This window comes from Bradyrhizobium sp. (assembly GCF_052389815.1).
Taxonomy (GTDB): domain Bacteria; phylum Pseudomonadota; class Alphaproteobacteria; order Rhizobiales; family Xanthobacteraceae; genus Bradyrhizobium.
Map to the genome: position 1 here is coordinate 43,769 of NZ_JBQTHN010000102.1, position 26,408 is coordinate 70,176.

The 26,408-nt window shown below is 61.8% G+C and carries 24 protein-coding genes; 12 read left to right on the plus strand and 12 right to left on the minus strand.

Features of this window, described 5'->3' with window-relative positions; translation table 11 throughout:
• The first annotated feature begins 1 nt into the window (after position 1).
• The 6 genes from ACT4OC_RS18320 (at position 2) to ACT4OC_RS18345 (ending at position 6,857) form a co-directional block, all read left to right on the plus strand.
• A complete protein-coding gene (locus ACT4OC_RS18320; protein ID WP_444840432.1) occupies positions 2–772 on the plus strand; it encodes an AglZ/HisF2 family acetamidino modification protein in 771 nt (256 codons plus the stop codon).
• Between the two features lie 97 nt (positions 773–869).
• Positions 870–1,898 (plus strand): polysaccharide biosynthesis protein, encoded by a 1,029-nt coding sequence (locus tag ACT4OC_RS18325; RefSeq protein ID WP_444840433.1) that lies wholly within the window; start codon positions 870–872, stop codon positions 1,896–1,898.
• Positions 1,899–1,903: 5 nt separating this feature from the next.
• Complete coding sequence (gene wbjC / locus ACT4OC_RS18330) at positions 1,904–3,016, plus strand: UDP-2-acetamido-2,6-beta-L-arabino-hexul-4-ose reductase (RefSeq protein ID WP_444840434.1); 1,113 nt, start codon at positions 1,904–1,906, stop codon at positions 3,014–3,016.
• Entirely contained in the window at positions 3,013–4,146 is a 1,134-nt protein-coding gene (wecB, locus tag ACT4OC_RS18335; protein ID WP_444840435.1) for a non-hydrolyzing UDP-N-acetylglucosamine 2-epimerase, read from the plus strand. The genes wbjC and wecB overlap by 4 nt, the downstream gene beginning before the upstream one ends.
• 9 nt (positions 4,147–4,155) lie before the next feature.
• Positions 4,156–5,418 (plus strand): glycosyltransferase family 4 protein, encoded by a 1,263-nt coding sequence (locus tag ACT4OC_RS18340; RefSeq protein WP_444840436.1) that lies wholly within the window; start codon positions 4,156–4,158, stop codon positions 5,416–5,418.
• A 131-nt stretch (positions 5,419–5,549) separates the two neighbouring features.
• Positions 5,550–6,857 (plus strand): nucleotide sugar dehydrogenase, encoded by a 1,308-nt coding sequence (locus ACT4OC_RS18345; protein WP_444840469.1) that lies wholly within the window; start codon positions 5,550–5,552, stop codon positions 6,855–6,857.
• Positions 6,858–6,912: 55 nt separating this feature from the next.
• Here the strand turns inward: ACT4OC_RS18345 and ACT4OC_RS18350 are convergent, their stop codons facing one another.
• Together ACT4OC_RS18350 and ACT4OC_RS18355 are read right to left on the minus strand one after the other, a co-directional pair.
• Positions 6,913–7,740: a hypothetical protein gene (locus ACT4OC_RS18350; RefSeq protein WP_444840437.1), complete on the minus strand. Its 828-nt coding sequence runs from the start codon at positions 7,738–7,740 to the stop codon at positions 6,913–6,915.
• 286 nt (positions 7,741–8,026) lie between these two features.
• A complete protein-coding gene (locus ACT4OC_RS18355; protein ID WP_444840438.1) occupies positions 8,027–9,250 on the minus strand; it encodes a phenylacetate--CoA ligase family protein in 1,224 nt (407 codons plus the stop codon).
• Between the two features lie 84 nt (positions 9,251–9,334).
• Here ACT4OC_RS18355 and ACT4OC_RS18360 point away from each other — a divergent pair, with 84 nt between their 5' ends.
• Positions 9,335–10,480 (plus strand): AGE family epimerase/isomerase, encoded by a 1,146-nt coding sequence (locus tag ACT4OC_RS18360; RefSeq protein WP_444840439.1) that lies wholly within the window; start codon positions 9,335–9,337, stop codon positions 10,478–10,480.
• Between the two features lie 2 nt (positions 10,481–10,482).
• On the opposite strand, the gene ACT4OC_RS18365 is transcribed toward ACT4OC_RS18360, so the two are convergent.
• The 6 genes from ACT4OC_RS18365 to ACT4OC_RS18390 all read right to left on the minus strand — a co-directional run bounded on the left by ACT4OC_RS18365 (position 10,483) and on the right by ACT4OC_RS18390 (position 17,635).
• A complete protein-coding gene (locus tag ACT4OC_RS18365; protein WP_444840440.1) occupies positions 10,483–11,322 on the minus strand; it encodes an ABC transporter ATP-binding protein in 840 nt (279 codons plus the stop codon).
• Positions 11,323–11,478: 156 nt separating this feature from the next.
• Positions 11,479–12,762: an ABC transporter substrate-binding protein gene (locus ACT4OC_RS18370; RefSeq protein ID WP_444840441.1), complete on the minus strand. Its 1,284-nt coding sequence runs from the start codon at positions 12,760–12,762 to the stop codon at positions 11,479–11,481.
• Positions 12,763–12,815: 53 nt separating this feature from the next.
• Positions 12,816–13,889 (minus strand): branched-chain amino acid ABC transporter permease, encoded by a 1,074-nt coding sequence (locus tag ACT4OC_RS18375; protein ID WP_444840442.1) that lies wholly within the window; start codon positions 13,887–13,889, stop codon positions 12,816–12,818.
• Between the two features lie 106 nt (positions 13,890–13,995).
• A complete protein-coding gene (locus tag ACT4OC_RS18380) occupies positions 13,996–14,889 on the minus strand; it encodes a branched-chain amino acid ABC transporter permease (protein ID WP_444840443.1) in 894 nt (297 codons plus the stop codon).
• Positions 14,886–16,817 carry a long-chain fatty acid--CoA ligase gene (locus tag ACT4OC_RS18385; RefSeq protein WP_444840444.1) on the minus strand — a complete coding sequence of 644 codons (1,932 nt, stop codon included), beginning with the start codon at positions 16,815–16,817 and terminating at the stop codon, positions 14,886–14,888. Before ACT4OC_RS18385 ends, ACT4OC_RS18380 begins: the two co-directional genes overlap by 4 nt.
• Entirely contained in the window at positions 16,814–17,635 is an 822-nt protein-coding gene (locus ACT4OC_RS18390; protein WP_444840445.1) for an ABC transporter ATP-binding protein, read from the minus strand. The genes ACT4OC_RS18385 and ACT4OC_RS18390 overlap by 4 nt, the downstream gene beginning before the upstream one ends.
• A 324-nt stretch (positions 17,636–17,959) precedes the next feature.
• On the opposite strand from ACT4OC_RS18390, the gene ACT4OC_RS18395 reads away from it, so the two are divergent.
• The 3 genes from ACT4OC_RS18395 to fcl all read left to right on the plus strand — a co-directional run bounded on the left by ACT4OC_RS18395 (position 17,960) and on the right by fcl (position 20,841).
• Positions 17,960–18,634 (plus strand): Crp/Fnr family transcriptional regulator, encoded by a 675-nt coding sequence (locus ACT4OC_RS18395; protein WP_444840446.1) that lies wholly within the window; start codon positions 17,960–17,962, stop codon positions 18,632–18,634.
• Between the two features lie 187 nt (positions 18,635–18,821).
• The gene (gene gmd / locus ACT4OC_RS18400) at positions 18,822–19,904 is read left to right on the plus strand and encodes a GDP-mannose 4,6-dehydratase (protein WP_444840447.1); all 1,083 of its coding nucleotides are present in this window, start codon (positions 18,822–18,824) and stop codon (positions 19,902–19,904) included.
• Positions 19,885–20,841 (plus strand): GDP-L-fucose synthase, encoded by a 957-nt coding sequence (gene fcl, locus ACT4OC_RS18405; RefSeq protein ID WP_444840448.1) that lies wholly within the window; start codon positions 19,885–19,887, stop codon positions 20,839–20,841. The genes gmd and fcl overlap by 20 nt, the downstream gene beginning before the upstream one ends.
• 4 nt (positions 20,842–20,845) lie before the next feature.
• Here fcl and ACT4OC_RS18410 read toward each other — a convergent pair whose 3' ends face one another.
• Complete coding sequence (locus ACT4OC_RS18410) at positions 20,846–21,691, minus strand: uroporphyrinogen-III synthase (RefSeq protein ID WP_444840449.1); 846 nt, start codon at positions 21,689–21,691, stop codon at positions 20,846–20,848.
• 191 nt (positions 21,692–21,882) lie between these two features.
• Here ACT4OC_RS18410 and purU point away from each other — a divergent pair, with 191 nt between their 5' ends.
• Positions 21,883–22,746: a formyltetrahydrofolate deformylase gene (gene purU / locus ACT4OC_RS18415; RefSeq protein WP_444840450.1), complete on the plus strand. Its 864-nt coding sequence runs from the start codon at positions 21,883–21,885 to the stop codon at positions 22,744–22,746.
• 6 nt (positions 22,747–22,752) lie between these two features.
• Here the strand turns inward: purU and ACT4OC_RS18420 are convergent, their stop codons facing one another.
• The 3 genes from ACT4OC_RS18420 to pobA all read right to left on the minus strand — a co-directional run bounded on the left by ACT4OC_RS18420 (position 22,753) and on the right by pobA (position 25,398).
• A complete protein-coding gene (locus ACT4OC_RS18420) occupies positions 22,753–23,625 on the minus strand; it encodes an SDR family oxidoreductase (protein ID WP_444840451.1) in 873 nt (290 codons plus the stop codon).
• Between the two features lie 114 nt (positions 23,626–23,739).
• Entirely contained in the window at positions 23,740–24,030 is a 291-nt protein-coding gene (locus ACT4OC_RS18425; RefSeq protein ID WP_444840452.1) for a hypothetical protein, read from the minus strand.
• A gap of 195 nt (positions 24,031–24,225) precedes the next feature.
• On the minus strand, positions 24,226–25,398 hold the full coding sequence (gene pobA / locus ACT4OC_RS18430) for a 4-hydroxybenzoate 3-monooxygenase (protein WP_444840453.1): 1,173 nt from the start codon (positions 25,396–25,398) through the stop codon (positions 24,226–24,228).
• 54 nt (positions 25,399–25,452) lie between these two features.
• On the opposite strand from pobA, the gene ACT4OC_RS18435 reads away from it, so the two are divergent.
• Positions 25,453–26,358, plus strand: coding sequence for a helix-turn-helix domain-containing protein (locus tag ACT4OC_RS18435; protein WP_444840454.1), 906 nt, complete (start codon positions 25,453–25,455; stop codon positions 26,356–26,358).
• The last annotated feature ends 50 nt before the right edge of the window (positions 26,359–26,408 follow it).

The following is a 26,408-nucleotide window of genomic DNA, read 5'->3' on the forward strand; positions in this document are numbered from 1 at the left end:
GATGCTCCGCCCGCGCGTCATACCCTGCCTCCTTGTTCAGAACGGTGGCCTGGTGAAGACCGTCGCATTCAAGGACCCAAAATATGTCGGCGACCCAATCAACGCCGTCAGGATATTCAATGAAAAGGAGGCGGACGAGCTTGCCGTGTTCGATATCGATGCGACCACTCATAACGCCGAACCGGACTTCAAGATGGTCGCGCGCCTGGCGGCCGAATGTCGAATGCCGCTCTGCTACGGTGGAGGTGTCAAGACAGCAGAGCAGGCGCGACGAATCGTCGGTCTCGGCGTCGAGAAGGTTGCGATCAGCTCTGCGGCCATTGAAACGCCTGATCTGATTTCGCAATCGGCTCGGGAAATCGGGGGACAGAGCGTCGTCGTGGTAGTTGATGCGCGGCTGGACCCTAGAACCGGTCAGAGTATGGCGTGGACCCACAATGGCACGCGTACCTCCGGCCGTACGGTGATCGATGTTGCCCAACAGGCCGAAGCGCTGGGGGCCGGTGAAATCGTCGTCAACTCCATCGACCGAGACGGCATGATGAGGGGGTACGATCTGGCATTGGCCAAGACCGTGCGGCAGGCAGTCGGGCTTCCGATAACGCTGCTCGGAGGCGCCGGCTCGCTTGCGGACATCAAGGCCCTGGTAGATTCATGCGGCGTCGTCGGTGCGGCGGTTGGCAGCCTTTTCGTTTTCAAGGGGGCCTACCGGGCGGTCTTGATTAACTATCCTGCCCCCCAAAAAAAGGACGAGCTGTTTTTGTCCGCTTGAGCTAGGAAATAGCTGATAGACTCGCGTAGATGGGCCGGTCGGCGGCGCTGAAAGCGAGTATGGAGCAGCCAGATGTACAGGGTATTCGGAAATCTTCATGTTTGACGACCGCGTTCTTTTGATAACGGGGGGAACCGGCTCTTTCGGAAAGGCGGTGCTGAAGCGATTTCTCACGTCCGACCTGCGCGAGATAAGGATTTTCAGCCGCGACGAAAAAAAACAAGATGATTTGCGCAAGGTCTATACGGATCCGAAGCTGAAGTTCTACATCGGCGATGTGCGCGAGCCGCGCAGCGTCGCCGCGGCCATGCGCGGAGTGGACTACTGCTTTCATGCCGCCGCACTGAAGCAGGTGCCTTCCTGCGAATTCTATCCGATGGAAGCGGTCCGTACCAATGTTCTCGGGACGGAGAATGTGCTGGAGGCTGCGGTTGCCGCCAACGTCAGGCGGATTGTCTGCTTGAGTACCGACAAGGCTGTCTATCCTGTCAATGCCATGGGCATGTCCAAGGCGATGATGGAGAAGGTCATGGTCGCGGTGTCCCGCAATCTTTCGGGCACCGTGATCTGCGGAACGCGCTACGGCAACGTGATGGCTTCGCGCGGATCGGTTATCCCGCTTTTTGTGGAGCAGGTCGCCGCAGGCAAACCGATCACCATCACCGATCCTGCGATGACCCGCTTCATGATGACGCTAGATGAGTCGGTAGAGCTTGTGTTGTACGCGTTCACACACGGGAACAACGGAGACATCTTCGTGCAGAAGGCGCCGGCCGCGACTGTATCGGTTCTGGCGCGGGCATTACTTGAAATCATGGGGCGACCCGATCATCCAGTTCTCGAGATCGGCACTCGGCATGGTGAAAAGCTGTACGAAACGCTGCTTAGCCGTGAAGAAATGAGCCATGCCGAAGACCGGGGCAGCTACTATCGGATTCCTCCGGATGGCCGCGACCTCAATTACTCGAAGTTTGTTGACGAGGGGGAGCGGCGGATCAGTACCGGCCACGACTACAATTCCGAAAGCACGCAGCAGCTCGATGTGCCCGCGATGAAGAACTTGTTGCTGCGACTGGAATTCATGCAGCGTATTGTTCGCGGTGAACCAGCGATCCTGGACGATTAGGTCCCATGCGCATCCTGATTACCGGAGCGAACGGCTTCTTAGGTGCGAATCTGCGAGTGCGTTTGCGTGAAGCCGGCCATCAGGACATTGTCTGCATTACTCGCGCATCGTCGCCCTCCGATCTCAGCGCCGGCCTTGCCGATGCCGATTTTGTCTTTCACCTGGCGGGCATCAATCGGCCCAAGACAAGCGACGAATTGATCGAGGGCAACCGCAATTTTACCGAGCGTCTTTGCGCGGCACTTGTTGCCTCCGGCCGCCGAACGCCGGTGGCATTTGCCTCGTCGATCCAGGCGACCGAGGACAATCCCTACGGTCAGAGCAAATTGGCCGCAGAGGCGGCGTTATTGCGGTACGGTCAAGCGACGGGTGCATCGCTCTTCATCTTTCGTCTCAGCAATGTCTTCGGGAAATGGGCCCGACCCAACTACAACTCGGTGGTCGCAACGTTCTGCCATAACGTCGCTCGCGGCTTGCCCATCACTATCAACGACGCGGCGGCGAAGCTCCGCCTGATCCATATTGATGACGTGGCCGACGCCTTCCTGCGCTGTTTGACCGCGGCCTCTCCCGCGTCAGGTTACGCCGAGGCCGGGCCCGTCTATGAAACGACGGTCGGCGAGGTTGCGGATACGATTCGCAGCTTCTTCGAAAGCAGGTCGACGTTGCTCTGTCCGGTCGCTGGCGTCGGGCTCGGCAGAGCGCTTTACGCGACATATGTCAGCTACTTGCCGGTGTCAGCTTTCTCGTACAACGTGCCGCAGTTCCGCGATCCGCGCGGCAGCTTTGTGGAAGTCTTGAAGACGCCGGACTGTGGCCAGTTTTCGTATCTTACCGCAGGGCCCGGCATCACCCGCGGCGAACACTATCATCACAGCAAGACCGAAAAGTTCGTCGTCATTCAAGGTACCGCACGGTTTCGGTTCAGGCATATCGAAACCGGCGAACTTCATGACATCGAGGTTCGTGGCGGTGAGGCGACTATTGTCGAGACCGTTCCGGGTTGGGCGCATGACATCTCCAATATCGGCAGCGACGAGCTGATCGTCATGCTGTGGGCGAACGAGGTATTCGATCGCGCGCGACCGGATACGATCGCCATGAAGGTGGTACCGTGAAGAAATTGAAGGTCGTCACGGTCGTCGGAACGCGGCCCGAGATCATCCGCCTGTCGCGTGTGATCGCGCGGCTGGATCAGCATTGCGATCATGTCCTTGCTCATACCGGCCAGAACTATGATTACGAGCTGAATGCCATCTTTTTCGAGGATCTGTCCATTCGACGTCCGGACCGGTTCCTGGACTGCGCGGGCGAGGGGCCGGCGCAGACGATCGGAAATGTAATCGCAAAGGTCGATCGCCTGTTTGAGGAGGTACGGCCCGATGCGCTCCTGGTGCTCGGCGACACCAATAGTTGCCTTGCCGTGATTCCCGCCAAGCGGCGCAAGATCCCGACATTCCACATGGAGGCAGGCAACCGTTGCTTCGACCAGCGGGTCCCTGAGGAAATAAACCGGCGCATCGTGGATCATACGGCCGATATAAACCTGACCTACAGCTCGATTGCGCGCGAGTACCTTCTCCGGGAGGGACTCCCCCCGGACATGATAATCAAGACGGGCAGCCCGATGTTCGAGGTGCTTGCCCACTACCGCCCGAAAATCGATGCATCTGATATCGTTTCGCGGTTGGGGCTGACGCCGGAGGCGTTCTTCGTCGTCAGCGCCCATCGGGAGGAGAACATAGAGGCGCCGCGCACGTTTGCGAAACTGGTGGCCGTGTTGAACTGCATCGCAGAGGACAGTAATCAGCCGGTGATCGTGTCGGCCCATCCGCGCACGCGCAAGCGTATCGAAGAGGACGGCACGAGATTTCACGCTCAGGTTAGGCTGCTCAAGCCTCTCGGTTTCAGCGACTACGTGAAACTGCAGATCTCGGCGCGTGCGGTGGTTTCGGATAGTGGCACGATCAGTGAAGAATCGTCGATCCTGAATTTTCCTGCTCTCAATCTGCGCGAGGCCCATGAGAGGCCCGAAGGCATGGAAGAGGCCGCGGTGATGATGGTCGGTCTTGACGTTGAACGGGTTCGACAGGCGTTGGCGGTGCTGGACCGGCAGCCGCGAGGGTCCGTCAGGGCTCTGAATCTGGTCGGCGACTATTCGGTTCCGAATGTTTCGGAAAAGGTCGTCCGGATTGTTCACAGCTACACCGACTACGTCAATCGCGTAGTGTGGCGCAAGTACGACTGAGGCCGGCTCTTGCGCATCCTGATAATTAGCCAGTATTTCTGGCCAGAGAATTTTCGCATCAACGAGCTTGCCACCGATCTGTTGGCTCGCGGTCATGAGGTGACGGTTCTCACCGGCGTGCCTAACTACCCAGCGGGTGAGGTATTTCCGGAATACCGGCAAGATCCGCGAGCCTTCCTGGATCATGGAGGCGCCACGATCGTTCGCGTTCCGATCCTCTCCCGAGGACGCAGCCGCCTGCAGCTTGCGCTCAACTATCTGAGTTTCGTCTTGCTCGGTTCAATCGTCGGGCCATGGAAGCTGCGCAATGCGAAAGTCGATGCGATTTTTGTGTTCCTGGTTTCGCCGATAACAGCAGCCCTGCCCGCGCTCCTGATCGGTCGTTTGAAGAACGCTCCCGTGGCCCTCTGGATACTCGATCTGTGGCCGGACACGTTGTCGGCTGTCGGCGCAGTTCGTTCGAAGCTGATCCTTGGTTGGGTTGGCCGATTGGTATCGTTCATCTACAAGCGATCCGATCGAATTCTCGTTCAGTCGCAGGCATTCATTTCCGATGTCCTTCGACATGGTGGGGACCCGGCCAAAGTGGGCTACTTTCCTGGTTGGGCAGAACAGGTATTTGACAGTCCGGTCGACCCATCGCCTTCTGTACCTGGGGCGGGTTCAAAGGACGGCAAGTTCAAGATTCTGTTTGCGGGCAACATTGGCGAGGCGCAGGATTTTCCTTCCATCTTGTCGGCCATCCAAACCCTGCGCGACAGGACGGATATTCGCTGGATCATCGTCGGCGACGGGCGAGCGAAGCCGTTTGTCGAGAAAGAGGTCATGGCGCGAGGGCTAGGAGCAGTGGTTACCTTGCTGGAGCGGCGTCCGATCGAATTGATGCCGCCGCTGTTCAGTGCGGCCGATGCGCTCCTGGTCTCGCTCAAGCCGGATGCCATCTTCAGCAAGACCATCCCAGGAAAAGTGCAAAGCTATCTTGCGGCAGGAGTGCCAATTCTTGCGATGCTGGACGGCGAGGGTGCTCGGGTCATCGCCGAGGCCGAAGCCGGATTCACCTCGCCGGCGGGCGATGGAAGCGCACTGGCGAGTCAAGTGGTGCGCTTGCTGAATACTCCGCTGTCGGAACGTGCTGCTATGGGCGCGCGCGGACGAGCATACGCCGCGCGAGAGTTCAACCGGGATCGACTTGTCTCAAGACTGGAGCAGGAGCTGGCGGAGCTGGCCGGAGATCGTCACCGGCAAAGTACTGTTCACCCCGGCTGCAACTAGGCAGCCGCGATTTCGGTTCGGATCGTCAAACCCCTACACGAAGATTCGGGCTGGTTGCCGTCCGATATCCACGAAAAGCGTGCAACGTTCAAGCTTTGCAGAATGAAGGACCAGGGAAGGTTGAAGTGACCATCACGCAATCGAAGCTCATCGATAAACTATCCAACAAGACGGCAACCATTGGAATTGTCGGCCTTGGTTACGTTGGTCTTCCGCTGGTGCTTCGGTATTGCGAGGTCGGGTATCGCGTTATCGGGTTTGACGTCGATCAGTCGAAGGTATCCGCTCTTCTGGAAGGGAAATCGTACATTGAACATATCGGGTCCGATAAGATCGCGAGGTTTGTAGGCAGCAGTCTGCAGCCGACTAGCGATCTTTCCCGCGTCAAGGAGGTCGACGCGCTCATTTTCTGCGTCCCAACACCATTGGGCAGGCATCGCGAACCTGATCTGAGTTTTGTTGTAGGTACCATTGAGTCCGTCGCACCGTATTTGCACCCGGGAATGGTGCTGTCCCTGGAGAGCACGACATATCCTGGAACGACAGACGAGGAGTTGAAGCCGCGTATCGAAGCCCTCGGGTTCGTTGTGGGAAAGGACATCTTTCTCGTGTTTTCTCCTGAGCGCGAGGATCCTGGAAATCCGATGTTCTCGACGCAGACCATTCCGAAGGTCTGCGGTGGCTGCACCAAGGAATGTTTGCAGGCAGGGATCGCCCTCTACGACAAGGTCGTCGACACAATCGTCCCAGTAAGCTCCACCCGGGCGGCTGAACTTACAAAGCTTTTGGAGAATATTCATCGGGCCGTTAACATTGGGCTCGTCAATGAGATGAAGGTGGTCGCTGATCGGATGAATATCGACCTTCACGAAGTCATACGCGCGGCCGCCACGAAGCCGTTTGGCTTCGTCCCCTATTATCCCGGTCCGGGGATCGGCGGACATTGCATTCCGATCGACCCATTCTACCTGACCTGGAAGGCCCGCGAGTTCGGTGTACACACCCGGTTCATCGAACTCGCCGGTGAGGTCAATTCGTCCATGCCTGATTACGTCGTCTCGAAGATTGTGGACGGCCTGAACTCACGCAAGAAAGCAGTCAGTGGCAGCCGGATCCTGATCCTTGGTCTCGCTTACAAGAAGAATGTAGATGACTCGCGTGAATCGCCTTCAGTGGTGATCATGGAGCGGCTTCGAGACCTTGGAGCGCAGATTTCATATGCCGATCCACACATACCCGCATTTCCGGTAATGCGCGCACATCGCTTTTCGCTGTCAAGCGTAGCGCTCACGGAAGAGTCCATTTCGTCTTTCGACTGCGTCGTGCTTGCGACAGATCACGACCGGTTCGACTACGACCTGATAAGAACGAACGCCCGGTTGTTGGTTGATTGCAGGGGAAGGTTCGCCGAAGGTGCGCCGAACATAGTGAGAGCTTGAACAGAGGTTCGTTCGAGCGCGGGTGGAGCACGCCGCCGTTCGTCTTCGGTATGCGCTAAGCGGAGCGCGGTAAATTCGAAGCACTGTCTTTCGATCTGAGCCGCTTACGCCAGCGATCGGACAACAAAACGAATGATATCGGCAGAACCAGGCTGGCCAGCAAGATCACTGCAAGTTCACGAGAAGGCCAGATCGATGTCCGAGACACAAGAGTCGGCGGAACTGCGACATCTTCGATCCTGAACCCTGCCAGATAGCTTTGAAGCTCAAAGATTCTTTGTTCCTTGGCCGCAATATCGGAGACCAGGAGCGCGAATGATCGGGCATACGACTCGCCTTCGCTGCCGCCCTTGGCCCGGGAGGCATTTTCTTTAAGGGTGGCCGCGAGCCCTTTCATCTCGATCAAGGCGCGCTTGTAAGACTCCAACTGTTGCTGGGCATTCGCAAGGTTCGTTCCAGAAGGTTTCGATACGTCTACGATCTGGGCGAGGATATGATCCAGAATTGCCTGCGCGCCTTGCGGCGAAGGATCCTTCACCGAGATCGAGAACAAGCCTGATCCCTTCGTGAGCTCAGAAACGACCAGCCGCGCTGCAAGCCGCTGACGTTCTTCGGTCATGTCGGTCTCGCCAGTTGAACGGATTTTCCGAACAACAGGACCCTGTATCGCATCGGTGTAGATGAGCGCCTGCAGGTGTGGCGTTAAAGGCAGCACCATTTGCGAGGTGTAGGCCGGCCGCATTGTGACAAATAGCGCTCCGCAGCCAAGAATGCTCAACGTCAGGAAGCTGACAAGAACCAGCTTCCAAGCGGATCGAACGATCTCGACCTTCTGAAACAGCCACTCAAGATCGCTCGACTCGTGGGATGTGTTAGCCGTCATGTATTCTCTGAGAAGTGGCAACCTGGGATTGCCGCATCTATGCCAGCATCCAGGCTAGTCTGTCCAGTAGCACATCCAAGCAGCAACAGCATGCAAATCTCGTGCGTGTTCCGGCTTATGGCCGGAATCGCCGGGCTTTGCAACGCAGTTCAGCGCCATGCACGTAATGTGCATTTGTACTGGCTGTCGGTGCGATCAATCGGCTGCCGGCCTCTCGCGGAACGCCTGATCCCTCGGCGGAGAGCTGCGAGCGGCCTTTCTGATTTCCGCTCGCCTGCGTTCCAAGTTAGCGCTCGTCCGCGATGACCTTGCCGTCGTTCGGCAGCGAGCCCGCGCTCACCAGTTCGACATTGCCGCCGAGCTTGGCGATCGTGCGCAGCGTCGAAGTGAGCTGATCGCGCAGCGCGTCGCTGGGGGAGGCGCATTCCGCCCGCAGCGTCATCACGTCGCTCTCGCCGGCGCGGCTGACGACGAGGCGCAGTCGCCCGAGCTCGGGATGGCGCTTGGCGATTTCGGCGACCTGCTCGGGCCGGACGAACATGCCCTTGACCTTCGTCGTCTGGTCGGCGCGGCCCATCCAGCCCCTGATGCGCATGTTGGTGCGGCCGCATGGGCTCTTGCCCGGCAGCGCGGCGGTGAGGTCGCCGATCGCGAGCCTGATCCATGGGTGATGCGGATCGAGCGAGGTGACGACGATCTCGCCGACGTCGCCCTCGGCAACGGGATCGCCGGTGCCGGGTTTCACGATTTCCATGATGAGGCCTTCGTTGACCGTCATGCCCTCGCGGGCCGGCGTCTCGAAGGCGATCAGGCCGAGGTCGGCGGTGCCGAAGGCCTGGTAGGCGTCCACGCCTCGCGACTTGATCTCCCCCTGCAACGATTTCGGGAATGCCGCGCCGGAGACCAGCGCGCGCTTGATCGATGAGACGTCGCGGCCGGCGCTTGAGGCGGCGTCAAGCAGGATCTTCAGGAAGTCCGGCGTGCCGCTGTAGCCGACCGGCCGATAGGCTTCGATCAGTTCGAACTGCGCTTCGGTATTGCCGGGGCCGGCGGGGATCACGGCGCAGCCCAGCGCCCGCGCGGAAGCATCGAAGATGAAGCCGCCGGGGGTGAGATGATAGCTGAAGGTGTTGAGCACGATATCGCCGGGGCGGAAACCTACGGCATGCAGGGCCCGGGCGCCGCGCCAGGGATCGGCCTGGGCGCCCTCCGGCTCGAAGATCGGGCCGGGCGAGGTGAACAACCGGGCAAACGAGCCAGGCGAGGCCGGCACGAAGCCGCCAAAGGGCGGGGTAGCCCTATGCAGGGCGGGGAGGTCCGACTTGCGCAGTACCGGCAGGCGCGCCAGGGCGGCCCGGTTGTCGATTTGGGCGGGGTCGATATCCCCGAGCCGCCCGGCATAGGCGGGCGCCTCCATGGCCTTGCGCAGGACGCCCGGCAGCCGGGCGAACAGGTCCGCCTCGCGGCTGGCGGGATCGCGGGTTTCCAGGGTGTCGTAATGCTCGGTCATGGCAGGCTCCGGCCGATTGCGGTTCGGCGTTGGCATGGTATCACACGGACCTCAGTGGTGCCGGGGGTGGTGTCGGGAATAGCAATGGGTAGTCCGTCCGCGGCCGCAGATGCCGGCGACATCGTCGCCGAGCTGAAATCCTTCATCATCGAGCGCTCCCTGCCGCTGTGGTCGGGAGAAGGCTGGGACCGTACGACGGGCGGCTTTGTCGATCGCCTGGATGCCGAGGGTCGCGCCGACCGGCTCGCGCCGCGGCGAACAATGGTGCAGGCTCGCCAGATCTATTGCTTCGCCAAGGCCGCCCAGATGGGCTGGTACGCCGACGGAAAAGAAATCGCGCTGAGAGGGCTCGATCATCTGCTGCGCAAGGCCAAGTCGCCCGATGGCCGACCAGGCTTCGTTCATCGGCTCGATGCAGATGGCGCCGTGCTCGATCCCAGACGCGATACCTACGATCATGCCTTCGTGCTGCTGGCGCTGGCGACGGTCTATTCTCTCGACCGCGACGCGCAGGTGCGTTCGGAAATCGATGCGGTGCTGTCATTTGTCGACACTCGGCTGCGCTCGCCGCATGGCGGTTTTGCGGAGGGGTTTCCGGCGACGCTGCCTCGGCGGCAGAATCCGCAGATGCATTTGTTCGAGGCGATGATCGCACTGTTCGACGCCACGCACGATCTCTCCTTCCAGCAGCGCGCCGGCGAATTCTTCGGCCTGTTCATGGCCAATCTCTACGACAAGCAGCGGCAGATGCTCGGCGAGTACTTTGAGGAAGACTGGTCGAAGATCGAGCCGGTGGTGGTGGAGCCCGGGCACCAGGCCGAGTGGGCGTGGCTGCTGAAAGGCTTCGAGCGCATCACCGGCTGTCCAACGGGACGTCCGCGCGGCGAGTTGCTCGCCACCGCGCTGCGCTATCAGGAGGCGGCGACCGGCTGCCTGGCGGACTTGGGCGATACCGCTGGCAACATCACGCAACATACGCGCCGGCTGTGGCCGCAAACCGAAATCGCCAAGGCGTGGATCGCGCAGGCCGAGTCGGGCGAAGAGGGCGCCGCCGACAAGGCTCGCGCGGCGCTGGCGCGGCTCGAACGGCATTACCTCCGCCATCCCGTCGCGGGCGGATGGTACGATCAATTCGACCGCGACGGCACCTCGCTGGTCGCAACCCTTCCGGCGTCTTCGTTCTATCATGTGCTCTGCGCCGTGACGGAGGCGGAACAAGTGCTGGGTTGAACTCACAGCCAGCGCTTGCGTCGCTTGAAGCTCTTCAGGTTCTTGAAACTCTTGCGCTGGTCGCCTGCGCCGCCGAGGTAGAATTCCTTGACGTCTTCGTTGTCGCGCAGCTCGTCCGCGGAGCCGTCCAGCACCACCTTGCCCTGTTCCATGATATAGCCATGGCTCGCCACCGACAGCGCGGCGCGGGCGTTCTGCTCCACCAGGAGGATGGTGACACCGAGATCGCGGTTGATGTCGCGGATGATGGAGAACACCTCCTTCACCAGTAGCGGCGATAGGCCCATCGACGGCTCGTCCATCAGGATCATCTTCGGCCGCGCCATCAGCGCACGGCCGATCGCCAGCATCTGCTGCTCGCCGCCGGAGAGATAGCCGGCCAGCCCGGTTCGCTCCTTCAGGCGCGGGAAATATTTGAATACCATGTCGATGTCGGCATCGACCTCGCGGTCGCTGCGGGTGAAGGCGCCGAGACGCAGATTCTCAAGCGAGGTCATGTCGGCGATGATGCGCCGGCCCTCCATCACCTGGAAAATGCCGCGGCGAACGATCTTGTCGGGATCGATGCCGTTGATGCGCTCACCGTCGAACAGGATGTCGCCGCGGGTGACCTCGCCGTCCTCAGTCTTGAGCAGGCCGGAGATCGCCTTCAGCGTTGTCGACTTGCCCGCGCCGTTGGCGCCCAGCAGCGCCACGATAGCGCCCTTGGGTACCTCGAGGCTGAGGCCGCGCAGCACCAGGATCACGTCGTCATAGACCACCTCGATGTTGTTCACGGACAGCAAAGGGGCGGCCGCAGCAGCGGCGGGAGCAGGGCGGATGGCTTCGACGGTTTGGGTCATGTTGTTTCACCAAGCTGTCGTCACCCGCGGATGCGGGTGACCAGTATTCCAGAGACGACAGAGCCCAACCGGGAGGCCGCGGCGCACTGGATCCCCCGCTTTTCGCGGGGGATGACATTTTCCTGCGGGGCTGCCGCTAGGCAGCAACCCGTCAGCTCACCAGCCGAGCCATTCCGGCTTGCGCGGCAGGTCGATGGTCTTGACCTTTTCGAGCTTGATGGTGCCCTTGCTCATGAGGTCGCTGAGATCGCCGTCGGTCGCGGCCGCCACCCTCAGGCGGTAGAGATCGACCTTGAGCGTGCCGCGGTGGTCCTTGTCGGTCCAGGTCGAGGCATTGCAGACCCCCTCCATTCCGGCGGGTACCCAGTCCTTCTTCTGGTAGAAGCCTTTGGCGACGTTCGCGCCGGTGGCGCCGCCGTTCTTGGCGGCCCAGTCGAGCGCTTCTCTGGTGTATAGCGCACTGCAGACGCCGGCGATGTAGTGCACGGCGCGATACGCCTTTCCGCTCGGATCGGACATCTTCGAGATTTCCATCACCGTCTTCATGCCCGGCGCATTGCCGCCCCAGGTCACCGAGGTGCGCAGCGGGAACACCACGCCATTGGCCGCGTCCGCCGCGGTCTTGGCAGCGTTCTCGTCCATGCCCCAGACATTGCCGAGGAACTGTACGTCGACGCCGGCTGCCTTGCAGGCCTTCAGCACCGAGATGTTGGAGGCGGCAGTATTGCCGAGATAGGCGTAGTTGGCGCCGGAGCTCTTCAGGCTGAGGCACTGCGCCGAGTAGTCGCCGGGCGTGAGCGCGAACACGATCGGCGGCAGCACCTCGAAGCCGAGCTCGGTGGCCAGCGCCTCTCCTGCCGCCTTCGGTGCGTTCGGGTAGGGATGATTGGCGCCCATATGGACGAATTTTGGCTTGCCGCTCTTGCCCTTGGCTTTCCAGTCCTCTGCGGCCCACGTGACCAGGGCGCGCATCGCGTCGGAGTAGCTCGGGCCGTAGAAGAAATTGTAGGGCGCCGGCTTCGCTTTGCCGCTTGCGCCGCCCGGATCGGTCAGCGCTGCCGCGTAGGAAGCCGAGATGTAGGGGATCTTGTCATTGGCGACGAAGCCGGTCAGCGCTTCGGTGTCGGCGGTGCCCCAGCCCATAATGGCGGCGACCTTGCCGTCCGGCGCCGACCATTTCTTGTAGAGCGCGATCGCGCGCGGCACTTGATAGCCGTAGTCGTTGGTGTCGAGGGCGACCTGCTTGCCGCCGACGCCGCTGTTCTTGTTGATCCAGGCAAAGGTGTCGGCCACCGCCTGCCCATAAGATGTTCCGACGTCGGACGTCGGGCCGGAATAGTCGGCGAGTTGTCCGACCGCGATCTGGGCCTGGGCGTTGGCCGAAACGCCGCCGACCAGCAGCGCCAGTGACACCGTGCTCAAGAGCGATTTAATCGTCATTTGTGGTTTCCTCCTGTTGTTTGTTTGACACCCGGTTGTAGTTGCGTCCGCTCTCAATGCGAGAACGGGTAGAGTTTCCAGTACGCCTTCACCTGCCGCCAGCGATGCGCCAGCCCGTCCGGCTCGAACATCAGAAAGCCGATAATGATCAGGCCGATCGCGATCTCGCGCAGGAATGTGATGTTGGTGTTGAGTGACAGCGCCTTGTCGATCGCGCCGCCTTTCAGCCAGTGGCTGAGCCATTCCATCGATTCCGGCACCAGTACGACGAAGGCTGTCCCCATCAGCGTGCCCATCACGGAGCCGGTCCCGCCGATGATGACCATGGCGAGGAACAGCACCGAGCGCTCGATGCCGAAACCTTCCTGCGAGACCACGAGCTGGTAATGTGCATAGAGCGCGCCGGCGACACCGGCGAAGAAGGCGGCAAGCCCGAACGACAGCGTGCGGTATTTGGTGAGGTTGATGCCCATGATCTCCGCGGACAGATAATGGTCGCGCACGGCGACCAGCGCACGGCCGTCGCGCGTGCGCATCAGGTTGGTCACCAGAACGAAGCTGACCACGACATAGGCAAGCACCACGTAGAAGTATTGCCGGTCGCCGTGCAGCGTGTAGCCGAAGATCGAGAACGGATTGGCGCTCGCCGGCACCGTGCCGCCGGAGAACCATTCCGCGCGAGAGAAGAAGTCGAGCAGGATGTACTGCGCCGCGAGCGTCGCGATGACGAGATAAAGTCCCTTCAGCCGCGCGGCCGGCACGCCGAAGATCAGTCCGACCATGGCGGTGACGACGCCGGCGAGCGGAATGGCGAAGAAAACCGGGATATGGAAGTTGTTGTTGATGTAGGCCGAGGTGAAGGCGCCGAACAGGAAGAAGGCGGCATGACCGATCGAGATCTGGCCGGTGAAGCCGACCAGGATGTTGAGGCCTAGCGCGGCGATCGAGAAGATGCCGATCTGGATCAGGATGCTCAGCCAATAGCCGCTGAACACGTAAGGCGCAAAGCAGATCAGCACCACACCCAGGATCGCCATATTGCGGCTGGTTGTGGTCGGGAAGATCGTGGTGTCCTCCGCGTAAGTGGAGCGGAAGTCGCCTGCGGGGATCAAAGTGGGACCGGCCATGACGGGCTCTATCGCGCTCCCTGTTGGACTGAAGTCATGGGCACGCCCGCTTTTTTCTGGGCATGACCGTTACAGAAAAACGGCTTCCACTTTTCGGCGATCATGCCTACACCCGCTCGATATCTTTGGTGCCGAACAGGCCGTAGGGCTTGATCATCAGGATGATGATCAGCACGTAGAACGGCGCGACCTCGTAGAGATTGCCCCAGTGCAAGTACTGGCTGTCGACATATTGCGCGATGTTTTCCAGGAGCCCAATGATGATGCCGCCGAGCACGGCGCCGCCGATCGAGTCGAGCCCGCCGAGGATAGTCGCTGGAAACACCTTGATGCCGTAGGCCGAAAGGCCGGAGGAGACGCCGTTGACGACGGCGACCACCACGCCCGCAACGGCAGACACCGTTGCCGAGATCGCCCACGCCATCGCGAACACGCTTTTCACGGAAATGCCGAGCGACTGCGCAACCTGCTGGTTGAAGGCGGTTGCGCGCATGGCAAGGCCGTATTTCGATGCGCGAAAGAACCACGCCATTGCGATCATCATGGCCAGCGACACCACGAGGCTCATGACATAGACGGTCTGGATCTGCAGGCCGAGCAGGTCCACGGACTGGCTCTGGAATACACGCGGGAATGGCTGCGGGTTGACACCGAAGATCCACTTCAGTGCCGCCTGGAACACGGTCGAGAGCCCGATCGTCACCATGATCACGGAAATGATGGGTTCGCCGATCATCGGTCGCAGGAAGATCACCTGGATTGCGATGCCGAGGACGAACATGAATACCAGCGTCATCGGCATGCCGATCCAGAACGGCACCTCATACTTGGCGAGCAGGGCCCAGCACACCCAGGCGCCCACCAGCAAAAGCTCGCCTTGCGCGAAATTGACGACCTGCGTCGCCTTGTAGATCAGCACGAACGACATCGCGACGACGCCATAGAGCGTGCCGACCACGAGGCCGTTGATCAGGAGCTGGATCAGGAACTGGGCATTCATTCCGCGGCCTCCGCCATCGCTGCGCCGCGCGCGAGGTCGACCACCTTCAGCGTGGTGCGGATGCGCTGGGTAGTGCCGTCCTGGAAACGGATCACAGTGTCAACGGGAATGCTGGCGTCGCCGCGATAGATCGCGTCGATGATGCCGGCGTATTTTTCGTTGATGACGCCGCGACGGACTTTTCGCGTGCGGGTGAGCTCACCGTCATCGGCGTCGAGTTCCTTGTAGAGGAGCAGGAAGCGGGAGATGCGCTGCGCCGGAGGCAGCGTGGCGTTGACGGCTTCGACCTCCTTCTGCAGCAGCGCGTAGACCTCGGGCCGCGAGGAGAGGTCTGTATAGGTGGTGAAGGCGATGCGGTTCTTCTCAGCCCATTTCGAGATGATGGAATAGCGGATGCAGATCATGGCCGCGAGCTTTTCGCGGCCCGCGCCGAGCACCACGGCTTCCGCGATGTAGGGCGAAAATTTCAGCTTGTTCTCGAGATATTGCGGCGAGAAACGCTCGCCGCGCGAGGTTTCCGCGAGATCCTTGATGCGGTCGATCACGACGAGTTGCTTGTTGTCGTTGTAATAGCCGGCATCGCCCGAATGCATCCAACCGTCCTTGATGTCGGCGGCGGAGGCCTCCGGATTCTTGTAATAGCCGAGGAACATGTTGGGGTGGCGCACCACGATCTCGCCGACGCCGTTGACGTCGGGGTTGTCGACGCGGATTTCGATGGTGTCGGCCATCGCGACGCCGGTCGTATCCGGATCGACATCACCTTCCGGATGCAGGGTGTAGGCTCCCAATAGCTCCGTCTGGCCGTAGAGCGTGCGCAGCGGCACGCCCATCGCGCGGAAGAATTTGAACGTGTCGGGGCCGAGCGCGGCGCCGCCGGTCGCGGCCGAGCGCAGACGAGTGAAGCCAAGTCGATCGCGCAGTGCGCGGAACAGCAGCGCGTCGGCAAAGGTGGAGTGCTTGCCCTGTGCCAGCGCCGAGAGCCCCGACTTCATGCCGACGTCGTAGAGCTTCTGCTTCATCGGCGATGCATCCATCACGCCGGCGTGCACGTCCGCGGCAATAGATTCCCAGACCCGCGGCGCGAACAGCACGAATGTCGGCGCGATCTCGCGGAAGTCGTGCATCATCGTCTCGGGCTCTTCGACGAAGTTGACCTTCATCCGGCAGAGCAGCCCTTTGCCGAGCACATAGACCTGCTCCATGATCCAGGGTAGCGGCAGCACCGAGACGTATTCGTCGTCCGGTCCCTTGGGATCGAAGGCAAGATAAGTCGCGCAGTGGCGCAGCACGCGGCCTGCGGCGAGCATCGCCAGTTTTGGATGGGACGTGGTGCCCGAGGTGGTGCAGAGGATGGCGCAATCCTCGCCCTTGGTGGCATCGACGAGCTTGTCGTAAAGCCCCGGCTCGCGCGCGGCGCGATCGCGGCCGAGAGTGGCAAGCATGCCAGCGTCCATCAGCCGTGGATCGTCATATTTGCGCATGCCGCGCGGGTCGGAATAGACGATGTGCTGGAGAAGCGGCACGCGGTCGGCAAGGTTGAGGAGCTTGTCGACCTGCTCCTCGTCCTCCGCGAAGACGAGGCGCGCCTCGCCGTAGCTGAGGAGATAGGCGGCTTCGTCGTCAAGCACGTCGCGATAGAGCCCGAGGCTCATCGCGCCTATGGCATGGGTGGCGACTTCCGCGGCGACCCAGTCCGGCCTGTTGTCGCCGATGATGCCGATCACGTCGCCGTGGCCGAGGCCGAGCTCGGCCATGCCGAGCGCGAAATCGCGCACGCGCTCCTGGTAGTCATTCCAAGTGAAGGTGCGCCACAGCCCGAAATCCTTTTCGCGCAGCGCGATCTCTTGCCCGTGCTCCTTCGCGTTGAGGCGAAGCATTTTTGGATAGGTGTCGGCCTGCGCGACACGGCTCGCATAGTCCATCATGCTGCGCTCTCCGTGCGCGCCGGCACGTCATCGGGATCGACCAGCACCTCATCTTCCTCGCCGAGATAGGCGCGCTTGACGTGGGGATCGGCCAGCACCGTCGCAGGATCGCCTTCGGCGATCTTGCGGCCGAAATCCAGCACCGTGACGCGGTGGGAGATGTCCATCACCACGCCCATGTCATGTTCGATCATCACCACCGTCATGCCGAACTCTTCGTTGAGGTCGACGATGTAGCGGGCCATGTCTTCCTTCTCTTCGAAGTTCATGCCGGCCATTGGCTCGTCGAGGAGGATCAGCTGCGGTTCCAGCGCCATCGCGCGGGCAAGCTCGACGCGCTTGCGCAGGCCGTAGGGCAGGGTACCGGCCGTTGCCTTGCGCACCGATTGCAGGTCGAGAAAGTCGATTATCTCTTCGACCTTGCGGCGGTGCTCGAGTTCCTCGCGGCGGGCGCCGGTCAGCCAATAGAGGGAACCGGTGAGGAAATTGTTCTTCAAGAGGTGGTGCCGCCCGACCATGATGTTGTCGAGCACGCTCATGTGGTGGAAAAGCGCGAGATTCTGGAAGGTGCGGCCGATGCCGAGGGAAGCGCGGGTGTTCGGGTTAAGCCCCGTGATGTCCTTGCCGCGATAGAACAGGTGGCCCTCGGTCGGCTTGTAGCGGCCGGAAATGCAGTTGACGATGGAGGTCTTGCCGGCGCCGTTCGGGCCGATGATGGAAAACAGCTCGCCTTCCTCCACGCCGAAGGAGACCTCGGTCAGCGCGCGGACGCCTCCGAAGCGCAGCGACACTCCGCGCACTTCCAACGTATAAGACACTCGTTCCCTCCGGATATGGCGCCCGTACCGGCGCTCTTTATCTTCGGTTTGTCAGGCGGCACGGCGTTTCGTCGGTGGTCCATATGAGGCCATCCGACCATGGAGGCCGGCCTCATCCGGCCCTCACGCGTGGTAACAACGCACCCCGCGTTCGCGCATGGGCAGCACTTCGCGAGGTGGTCCTCCTTAGAGCAATGCGGTAGGTTGAACTGTCTTTTGCCTGACAATTGGTCGGGAAATTTCGCCGTAGCCTCTGACTCTGTTGCGGTGCAGCAAGCAGACGCCGGCGGAATCGGATGGGTTTTCGCAACGGTCGATGCGCATATGATTGCTGCCGATTACCTCAAGCGCATCGCGTCTTGGTCGCGCGAGCTGAACGAGCGCGAGATCGACGTGGCCCGCGCCGGGATCGTGGAGAAATCCTACTCCGCCAACGAATACATCTTCATGCGGGGCGATGCCTTCGATTACTGGACGGGCATCGTCACGGGGCTGGCGCGCATGGGAACGGTATCGAGCGGCGGCAAGGCGGCGAGTTTTGCCGGTCTCACCGCGGGCTCCTGGTTCGGCGAAGGCTCAATGCTCAAGACCGAACCGCGCCGCTACGACGTGGTAGCGCTTCGCGACACCAGGCTGGCGCTGATGGACCGCACCACCTTCTTCTGGCTGTTCGAGAACAGCGTCGGCTTCAACCGCTTTCTGGTTCGCCAGCTCAACGAGCGGCTCGGACAATTCATCGGCGCGATGGAATATGGCCGGACGCTGGATGCGACAGGCCGTGTTGCCCGCTCCATCGCCTCGCTGTTCAATCCCATCCTCTACCCCGACCTGACTCGACATCTGGAGATTAACCAGGAGGAGATCGGGGCGCTGTCGGGCTTGTCGCGGCAGAATGCCAACCAGTGCCTGAAGCGACTGGAGAAAGAGGGCCTGCTGCGGCTGGAATACGGCGGGGTCACCATTGTCGATCTCGAACGACTGCGCAATTACGGTGAGTAGCCTTGACGTCCGGAGTGCCGCCAAACGTCTGATTTTCAATCGACTTTCGCATTAGACTTCGCTTCAGTCGAATGCTAAGGCCAGCGCCGCGCCGGGGGTTTCCGGCGCACCCGGCAGATGGGGCTGCTTGTCCCTGAATTATCCTTGAATTGCCCTTGGGCTTGCCCGGCAGGCTCGTGGAGAGACCATGACCGCTCAGAATGCCAAGCGCGTTGCACTGATCACCGGCGTCACTGGCCAGGACGGCGCCTATCTCGCCGAGTACCTGCTCGGGCTCGGCTATACCGTGCACGGCATCAAGCGGCGCTCTTCCTCCTTCAATACCGCGCGGATCGATCACCTCTACCAGGATCCCCACACCGGCAACGTGCCGTTCCTGCTGCACTACGGCGACATGACCGACTCGACCAACCTGATCCGCTTGATGCAGCAGATTCGGCCGACGGAAATATATAACCTCGCCGCGCAAAGCCACGTCGGCGTCAGCTTCGAGAGCCCGGAATACACGGCCAATGCCGACGCCGTCGGCGTGCTGCGCCTGCTGGAAGCAATCCGCATCCTCGGCATGGAAAAGGAGACGCGCTTCTACCAGGCCTCGACGTCGGAGCTGTACGGTTTGGTGCAGGAAGTGCCACAGAAGGAGAGCACGCCGTTCTATCCGCGCTCTCCCTACGGCGTGGCAAAGCTCTATGGCTACTGGATCACGGTGAACTACCGCGAGGCGTACGGCATGTTTGCCTCTAACGGCATCCTGTTCAACCACGAGAGCCCGATCCGCGGCGAGACCTTCGTCACGCGCAAGATCACCCGTGGTGTGGCTCGCATCGAGGTGGGCCTGGAAGAGACGGTCTATCTCGGCAATCTCGAGGCCAAGCGCGACTGGGGCCATGCGCGCGATTATGTCGAGGGCATGCACAGGATACTGCAGGCGGATGCGCCCGACGATTTCGTGCTGGCAACCGGCGAGACCCATTCGGTGCGCGAACTGGTCGAGCTGGCGTTTGCGGAGATCGGTCGCAGCATCGAATGGCGCGGCAAGGGCAAGGATGAGACCGGCGTCGATGCCAAGTCCGGCAAGACGGTCGTGCGCATCGATCCCGTCTACTTTCGGCCGACCGAGGTCGATCTCCTGATCGGCGATGCCAGCAAGGCGCGGGAAAAGCTCGGCTGGAAGCCGAAGACGACGTTCAGGGCGCTCGTCAGGGAAATGATGGTCGGCGATCTCGCGATCGCGCGGCGGGAGGCGGCCAATGGCAGGGATCCCGTTTGAGCTGAAGGGCAAATCGGTCTACGTCGCCGGCCACCGTGGCATGGTCGGCTCGGCGCTGGTGCGCCGGCTGGCTCGCGAAGACGTCGAGCTGGTGACCGCGACAAGCGGCGAACTCGACCTGCGCGATCAGGCCGCGGTGTTCGACTGGTTTGCAGCGAAGAAGCCGCAAGCGGTATTCCTGGCCGCGGCGAAGGTCGGCGGGATCGTCGCCAACAACACGCTGCGTGCCGAATTCCTCTACGACAATCTCGCGATTGCCGCGAACGTGATCCAGGCCGCGCATCTCAGCAAGGCCGAGAAGCTGATGTTCCTCGGCTCGTCCTGCATCTATCCAAAGCTGGCGCCGCAGCCGCTGCGCGAGGACAGTGTGCTGACCGGGCCGCTGGAGCCGACCAACGAGCCCTATGCGATTGCGAAGATCGCGGGCATCAAGATGGCGGAAGCCTATCGCAGCCAGTACGGCAGCGATTTCATCAGCGTGATGCCGACCAATCTCTATGGGCCCGGCGACAACTATCACCCCGAACACAGCCATGTCGTCGCAGCGCTGATACGCCGCTTCCACGAGGCGAAGGCGTCAGGCGCCCGCAATGTCGTGGTCTGGGGCACCGGCAGGCCGCGGCGCGAATTCCTCTATGTCGACGATCTCGCGGATGCCTGCATCCATTTGATGAAGTGCTACTCGACCAGCGAGTTGATCAATATCGGCACCGGCGAGGATATCACGATTGCCGAGTTCGCCCGCGTGGTAGCCGCGGCCGTCGGCTATGCCGGGGAAATCGGCTTCGACCCATCGCGGCCCGACGGGACGCCGCGCAAGCTCCTGGACGTCAGCCGGCTCGCCAAACTCGGCTGGCGCGCCACGACGTCGCTGCACGATGGCATCCGGCTGGCGTACCGGGCATTCTTGGACGAGCATAAGCAGGCAGCGGAATAGCCTTTCAGCCTTCCTTTGCCACCCGCGGCGGCTTCTTCGCCAGTTCCGTGGCCATCGCCGAGATCAGCGGTCTCATGAAGAACGCTTCGTCCGCGGGGTAGATGTCCGTGCGAAGGCCGTGGGCCTTCAACTCATCTGAAACCGCGGGTCCGACCGAGGCGATTGGCGTCTTCGTAAGCCCGTCACGCAACTTTTCCTCCCAACCATGCTTCTTCGCCGTATCGATCAGGCGGCGGATCTGGCCGAGATTGGTCAGGGCGACCGCATCGACGCGGCCGCGCGCCATCTCGTCGATGGCGGTGACGATATTCGCGTCCGCAGCCTTGGCGTCGTAGACGTAGGGCAGCACGGTATCGACCTCGGCGCCCTGCGCCTTGATGGCGCCGATTAGCGCGCCGTGGTCCTTATCTGGGTACAACTGCAGGCCGACGCGGCGGTCCTTCAGGTCGAGGCGAGACAGCATTTCGGCGATGCCTTCGGAGGTCGGCTTCTCCGTCGTCATCTGTGGCTCGAGGCCGATCTCGCGTAGCGCCTTGCCCGGTTTGGGACCGCGCGTGAATTTCCTGGCCTTGCCGAGCGCGGCGACGAACTCCTGCTCCACGCCGATCCGCCGCGCCACCTTCATCAGGCGGCGGAGGCCTTCGCCGGTCATCAGCACGAGGTCGTCGAAAGGCCTGTCGATGGCGCGCCTGATCCAGGCCTCGATCGGGACCGGGTCGGGCGCATCGTTGATGCTGAACATCGGGCATTGCAGAACGTCCGCGCCCTGTTCCGACAGCAGACGGGCGAATTGCGCCTCCTCGCGCGTTTCCAGGATGAGGACGCGATAGCCGTTCAGCCTGTCAGCCATGATTTCGCTTCTTCCGTGAACCGGTCGGATTTGTTCATTTTGATCCTCCGAACGGGGTTGGCGCAAGAGTTCCGGCAGTGTTAGAGCAGGGCCGCAACTCGCCGGCCCGTTCCTGTCCGAATCCTTCTTGCCCGAGTCCTTCTTGCCCACGTCCTTCCTGCTGAAGTCCTGCCTGCTCAAGTCTTGATCAAATGCCTCACAGCCAGTTCGTCCTGACCCTTTCCTGTCCCGATCGTCCCGGCATCGTGTCGGCGGTCTCGACGTTCCTCGCCCAGAACGGACAGAATATTCTCGATGCCCAGCAGTTCGACGACATCGAGACCGAGAAGTTCTTCATGCGTGTCGTGTTCACGGCCGCCGACCTTGCGGTCGAATTGGCGGCGCTACAAACAGGCTTTGCGGCGATCGCCCAGCGCTTTGTCATGGACTGGCAGATGCGCGACCGCGCCGCCAGACGCCGAGTGATGCTCCTTGCCTCCAAATCTGATCACTGCCTGGTCGACATTCTTTATCGCTGGCGCACCGGCGAGCTCGACATGGTTCCGACCGCCATCGTCTCCAACCATCCGCGCGAGACGTATGCGGGAATTGATTTCGGCGACATCCCGTTTCACTATCTGCCGGCGACCAGGGAGAACAAGCCGCAGCAGGAGGCGGCGATCTGGAAGCTGGTGGAGGATACCAGCACCGATCTCGTCGTACTGGCGCGCTACATGCAGATTCTGTCCGACGATCTCTCGGCCAAGCTCTCCGGCCGCTGCATCAACATCCACCATTCGTTCCTGCCGGGCTTCAAAGGCGCGCGGCCCTACCACCAGGCCCATGAACGCGGCGTCAAGCTGATCGGCGCCACCGCTCATTATGTGACGCGCGACCTCGACGAGGGCCCGATCATCGACCAGGACGTCGAGCGCATCAGCCATCGCGACACGCCCGACGACCTCGTCCGCAAGGGTCGCGACATTGAGCGCCGCGTGCTGGCGCGCGCCGTGCGCCATCATCTGGAGGATCGCGTCATCCTCAACGGCCGCAAGACCGTGGTGTTCATGGATTGAGCTTGTTCAGCCCGGCTTCCTGTCGAAATCGGGCTTGAAGCTCCGTGGTTTCCAGCCCAAGTCGTTGGCCGCAGGCGCCGAGTCGAACGTCATGTCCTTCATCATGCGGATGCCCATGGCGACATTGGCGTCCGGAAAAAGCGGCTGGATGGCGCCGAAAGCGGCCCGCCACAGCCATGGCGGCACGGACAGGAAACGCCGTGGCAGCTGCATCCCGTCGAAGATGCGCCCGATCATTTCCCGGTACGTGAGGGTCTCGGGCCCCGGCAGGGAATAGAATTTGTTGATCGCCGCATCGCTCTGCGCGGCGGCGATCGCAGCGATCGCGAGGTCCTCGGCATGCACGGGCTGGCGGAGTCCCGGGCCGCCGCCGACCAGCGGCATGAAGCCGAATCTCCGAATCAACCGCGAGAGCGGCGTAATGTTGGTGTCGCGCCCCTCGGCGTAGATCAGCGTCGGCCGCAGGATGGTCCAGCCGATGCCGTGCTGCTCGCAGATCGCCGCGATCTGCTGTTCGGCAGCCGCCAGTCGCTGGATCATGGCGCGCTCGGCGGCGACTTCGGTGTCCTGCTTGGTGATGACGCTGGTGGAGCTGAACGCCACCAGCCGCTTCAGCGCCGGATGAATAAGGTGGGGCAGGGCATCCGCCAGCAAAACGGCGTCGGCGGTGCAGTACAATGTTGAAAACGGCGGAAACTTCAGCGTAGCTGCTTCGAGCAGATCGCCGCGATGCCAGTCGATGCGGCCGTCGCTCTGCGGCGCACGCGACAATGCCAGTGGGCGCTCTCCGCGCTTCACCAGATGCTCGACGATGTATCCGCCGACGAGGCCGCTGCCGCCTATGACCAGACTGACAGCCGAATGTGCTTCTCCTGACACCTTGGTCAATCGTCCCCAGCTGCGACTTTTCTTCGGTTCATTGATGCTGGCGCTGCCGCGCACAGCCTTGCAAGTACCCTATGTGATTTTGCGGTCGATGGATCCTTGACCGATCTAACGACCGCCTTCCAGCGCGCGTCCGGTGTCTGCCTGACCGTCTTCTGGCGTTTCATCACGCTCCGACGCCGGCAACAACCGCTTTCGTTCGCGTTCCCTCATGAATTCATCGTATTTCGCGGTGCCCGGCCGCGGTGGCGCGTCGGCCGGCAGCCCGCCGGCCCAGGCCGGGATGGCGTCGCTGACCCCGGCCGCAATGCGTTCGTTGATCGTCCCGCAGCCGGCCAGGCCGCACGCGTGGACAAAAAGTACTAACAGCAAAAGGAACCGGCGGAAACATGGCAGCATCGACTTGATCGTACAACCTTTCGGAGCGGAATCGGAGGTCTGTCAATAGACCATCCGACCGCGGCCGAAGGAAGCTACGGCTAAGTTGATCGCCGGGTTTTGATGGTTGGCCTCAGATCGTGCCAGCCGGCAAAGTCCTGCGGCGCCGAGCGGCTGCGGACGCAGCCGGGTTCCACGACAGTTTGTGGCAGTGGCCTAGAACGGTAGGCCCACATAGTTCTCGGAAACGAGGCGCATCGCGGTCTCCGACGAGAACAGGTAGTCCATCTCCGTGTCCTGGAGCCGATCGTCGTAGGAAACGCGGTCGGGGAACCGGTGCAGCAGCATCGTCATCCACCAAGAGAAGCGCTGCGCCTTCCAGACCCGCGCCAGCGCCTTTTGCGAATAGCCGTCGAGGCCGGAATCGTCGCCCTTCAGGTAGTGACCGACCAGGGCGTGATACAGATAGTAAATGTCGGAGGCGGCGCTGTTCAGCCCGCGCGCGCCCGTCGGCGGGACGATGTGCGCCGCGTCGCCCGCCAGGAACAGCCGGCCGTGACGCATTGGTTCTGCCACGAAGCTGCGCAGAGGCGCGATGCTTTTCTCGATGGACGGGCCCGTGACCAGCCGCGCCGCCACGTCAGCGGGCAACCGCCGCTTCAGTTCGATCCAGAACGCATCGTCCGACCAGTCCTCGGGCTTGTCGGTCAGCGGGACCTGGATGTAATAGCGGCTCAATACCTGTGAGCGCAGCGAGCACAGGGCGAAGCCGCGCTCATGCTTGACGTAGATCAGTTCTGGCGACACCGGCTTGGTGCGCGAGAGGATGCCGAGCCAGCCGAATGGATAGACCTTTTCGTGCTCGCGCAGCACGTCATTTGGGATCGACTTGCGGCTGACGCCGTGAAAGCCGTCGGCGCCGATGACGAACTCGCAATCGACGCGCACGAGCTTGTCGCCGTCGCGATAGGTGACGTAGGGCGCGCCGGAGTCGATATCGTGCGGCGTGACGTCTTCGGCGTTGTGGACCACCTTGCCGCCCAGCCGGTCGCGCGCCTCGTAGAGATCGCGCGTCACTTCGGTCTGCCCGTAGACGATCACCGAATTGCCGCCGGAGTATTTGTGGAGATCGACGCGGTCGAGGCGGCCGTCATGGGCGATTTCGAAGCCGTGATGGATTTCGCCTTCGCGGTCCATCCGCTCCCCGCACTGTGCCTCTCGCATCAGCTTGGCAAAGCCGTGCTCCAGCACGCCGGCGCGGATGCGGGCCAGTACGTGCTCCCTGCTGTATTTCTCCAATACGATGGTGTCGATGCCCTGCAGATGCAGCAGCTGGGACAACAGCAGCCCCGACGGCCCGCCGCCGATGATACAGACCTGAACTTTCATTTGTTTCGTCCTCCCTAGGCCGTGCGACATTGCCCTGTCTGCGACGATAAGCGGATGGAGGGATCGGCCTTTGTCTTGTACAATTCGAACATGAGGTCGGCACGGTCGAATTCGGCTATTCAGGTCTACAATCTGTTCGGCGAGTCGAGCGAGCTGCCGGACGTAGTGCATTGCGAGACCATCGCCGCGCGCTCGGTGCTGCACGATTGGAAGCTTGCGGTGCATCGTCATGCGCGGCTGCATCAGGTGCTGCTGATCGAGCGCGGCGGCGGCGAGGCGACGCTCGACGGGCGAGTCTGGGCCCTGCGGCCGATGCATGCGGTCAACGTGCCGGTCGGGGACGTGCACGGATTCAGCTTCTTGCCGGGCACACAGGGCTGGGTCGTCACCATCGCCGCCGAGATTCTCGACGAAACGTTGCTGCCGCCGGAAGGCCTGCGCAGCGCGTTGTCGCAATGCGCAGTGGTGCGCGGCACGCCGCAGATGCGTGCCACCATGAAGCAGATCTTTGCCGAATTCGCCGGTCGCGACTTTGCCAGGGCGCACGTGCTGCGCGCATTGTCGGCAAGCCTGATCGGGCTCGTCGCCCGGGAACTGGTGCGCGGAAAGCGCGAGGAAAGCGCGGCGGATTCCGAACTGTTCCGCCGCTTTGAGGCACTGCTCGAACGGCATCACCTCGAGCGCTGGAGCGTTTCCGATTATGCCGGTGCGCTGTCGGTGACGGCGACGCATCTCAACCGGGTCACGCGCGTGGCCACCGGCGACACCGCGTCGCACCTGATCCTCAACCGCTTGATCCGGGAGGCGCGGCGCAATTTGGTCTACACCAACTTGCCGGTCTCCACGATCGCCTATGCTCTCGGCTTCGACGATCCCGCCTATTTCAGCCGGGTCTATGCGGCGGCCACGGGACTGTCGCCCCGCGCCTTCCGTGAGCGGCTGCACGGCGGCGAGGAGTGAGCCATGGCCGGGCGGTTACCGGCGCGAAGGGAGGGTGATACGCAAGTCAT

Coding starts and splice junctions, on each gene's coding strand:
- ACT4OC_RS18320 (WP_444840432.1), top strand. CDS start 2: ATGCTCCGCCCGCGCGTCATACCCTGCCTCCTTGTTCAGAACGGTGGC.
- ACT4OC_RS18325 (WP_444840433.1), top strand. CDS start 870: ATGTTTGACGACCGCGTTCTTTTGATAACGGGGGGAACCGGCTCTTTC.
- wbjC (WP_444840434.1), top strand. CDS start 1,904: ATGCGCATCCTGATTACCGGAGCGAACGGCTTCTTAGGTGCGAATCTG.
- ACT4OC_RS18350 (WP_444840437.1), bottom strand. CDS start 7,740: ATGACGGCTAACACATCCCACGAGTCGAGCGATCTTGAGTGGCTGTTT.
- ACT4OC_RS18355 (WP_444840438.1), bottom strand. CDS start 9,250: ATGACCGAGCATTACGACACCCTGGAAACCCGCGATCCCGCCAGCCGC.
- ACT4OC_RS18360 (WP_444840439.1), top strand. CDS start 9,335: ATGGGTAGTCCGTCCGCGGCCGCAGATGCCGGCGACATCGTCGCCGAG.
- ACT4OC_RS18365 (WP_444840440.1), bottom strand. CDS start 11,322: ATGACCCAAACCGTCGAAGCCATCCGCCCTGCTCCCGCCGCTGCTGCG.
- ACT4OC_RS18370 (WP_444840441.1), bottom strand. CDS start 12,762: ATGACGATTAAATCGCTCTTGAGCACGGTGTCACTGGCGCTGCTGGTC.
- ACT4OC_RS18375 (WP_444840442.1), bottom strand. CDS start 13,889: ATGGCCGGTCCCACTTTGATCCCCGCAGGCGACTTCCGCTCCACTTAC.
- ACT4OC_RS18380 (WP_444840443.1), bottom strand. CDS start 14,889: ATGAATGCCCAGTTCCTGATCCAGCTCCTGATCAACGGCCTCGTGGTC.
- ACT4OC_RS18385 (WP_444840444.1), bottom strand. CDS start 16,817: ATGATGGACTATGCGAGCCGTGTCGCGCAGGCCGACACCTATCCAAAA.
- ACT4OC_RS18395 (WP_444840446.1), top strand. CDS start 17,960: ATGATTGCTGCCGATTACCTCAAGCGCATCGCGTCTTGGTCGCGCGAG.
- gmd (WP_444840447.1), top strand. CDS start 18,822: ATGACCGCTCAGAATGCCAAGCGCGTTGCACTGATCACCGGCGTCACT.
- fcl (WP_444840448.1), top strand. CDS start 19,885: ATGGCAGGGATCCCGTTTGAGCTGAAGGGCAAATCGGTCTACGTCGCC.
- ACT4OC_RS18410 (WP_444840449.1), bottom strand. CDS start 21,691: ATGGCTGACAGGCTGAACGGCTATCGCGTCCTCATCCTGGAAACGCGC.
- purU (WP_444840450.1), top strand. CDS start 21,883: ATGCCTCACAGCCAGTTCGTCCTGACCCTTTCCTGTCCCGATCGTCCC.
- ACT4OC_RS18425 (WP_444840452.1), bottom strand. CDS start 24,030: ATGCTGCCATGTTTCCGCCGGTTCCTTTTGCTGTTAGTACTTTTTGTC.
- pobA (WP_444840453.1), bottom strand. CDS start 25,398: ATGAAAGTTCAGGTCTGTATCATCGGCGGCGGGCCGTCGGGGCTGCTG.
- ACT4OC_RS18435 (WP_444840454.1), top strand. CDS start 25,453: ATGGAGGGATCGGCCTTTGTCTTGTACAATTCGAACATGAGGTCGGCA.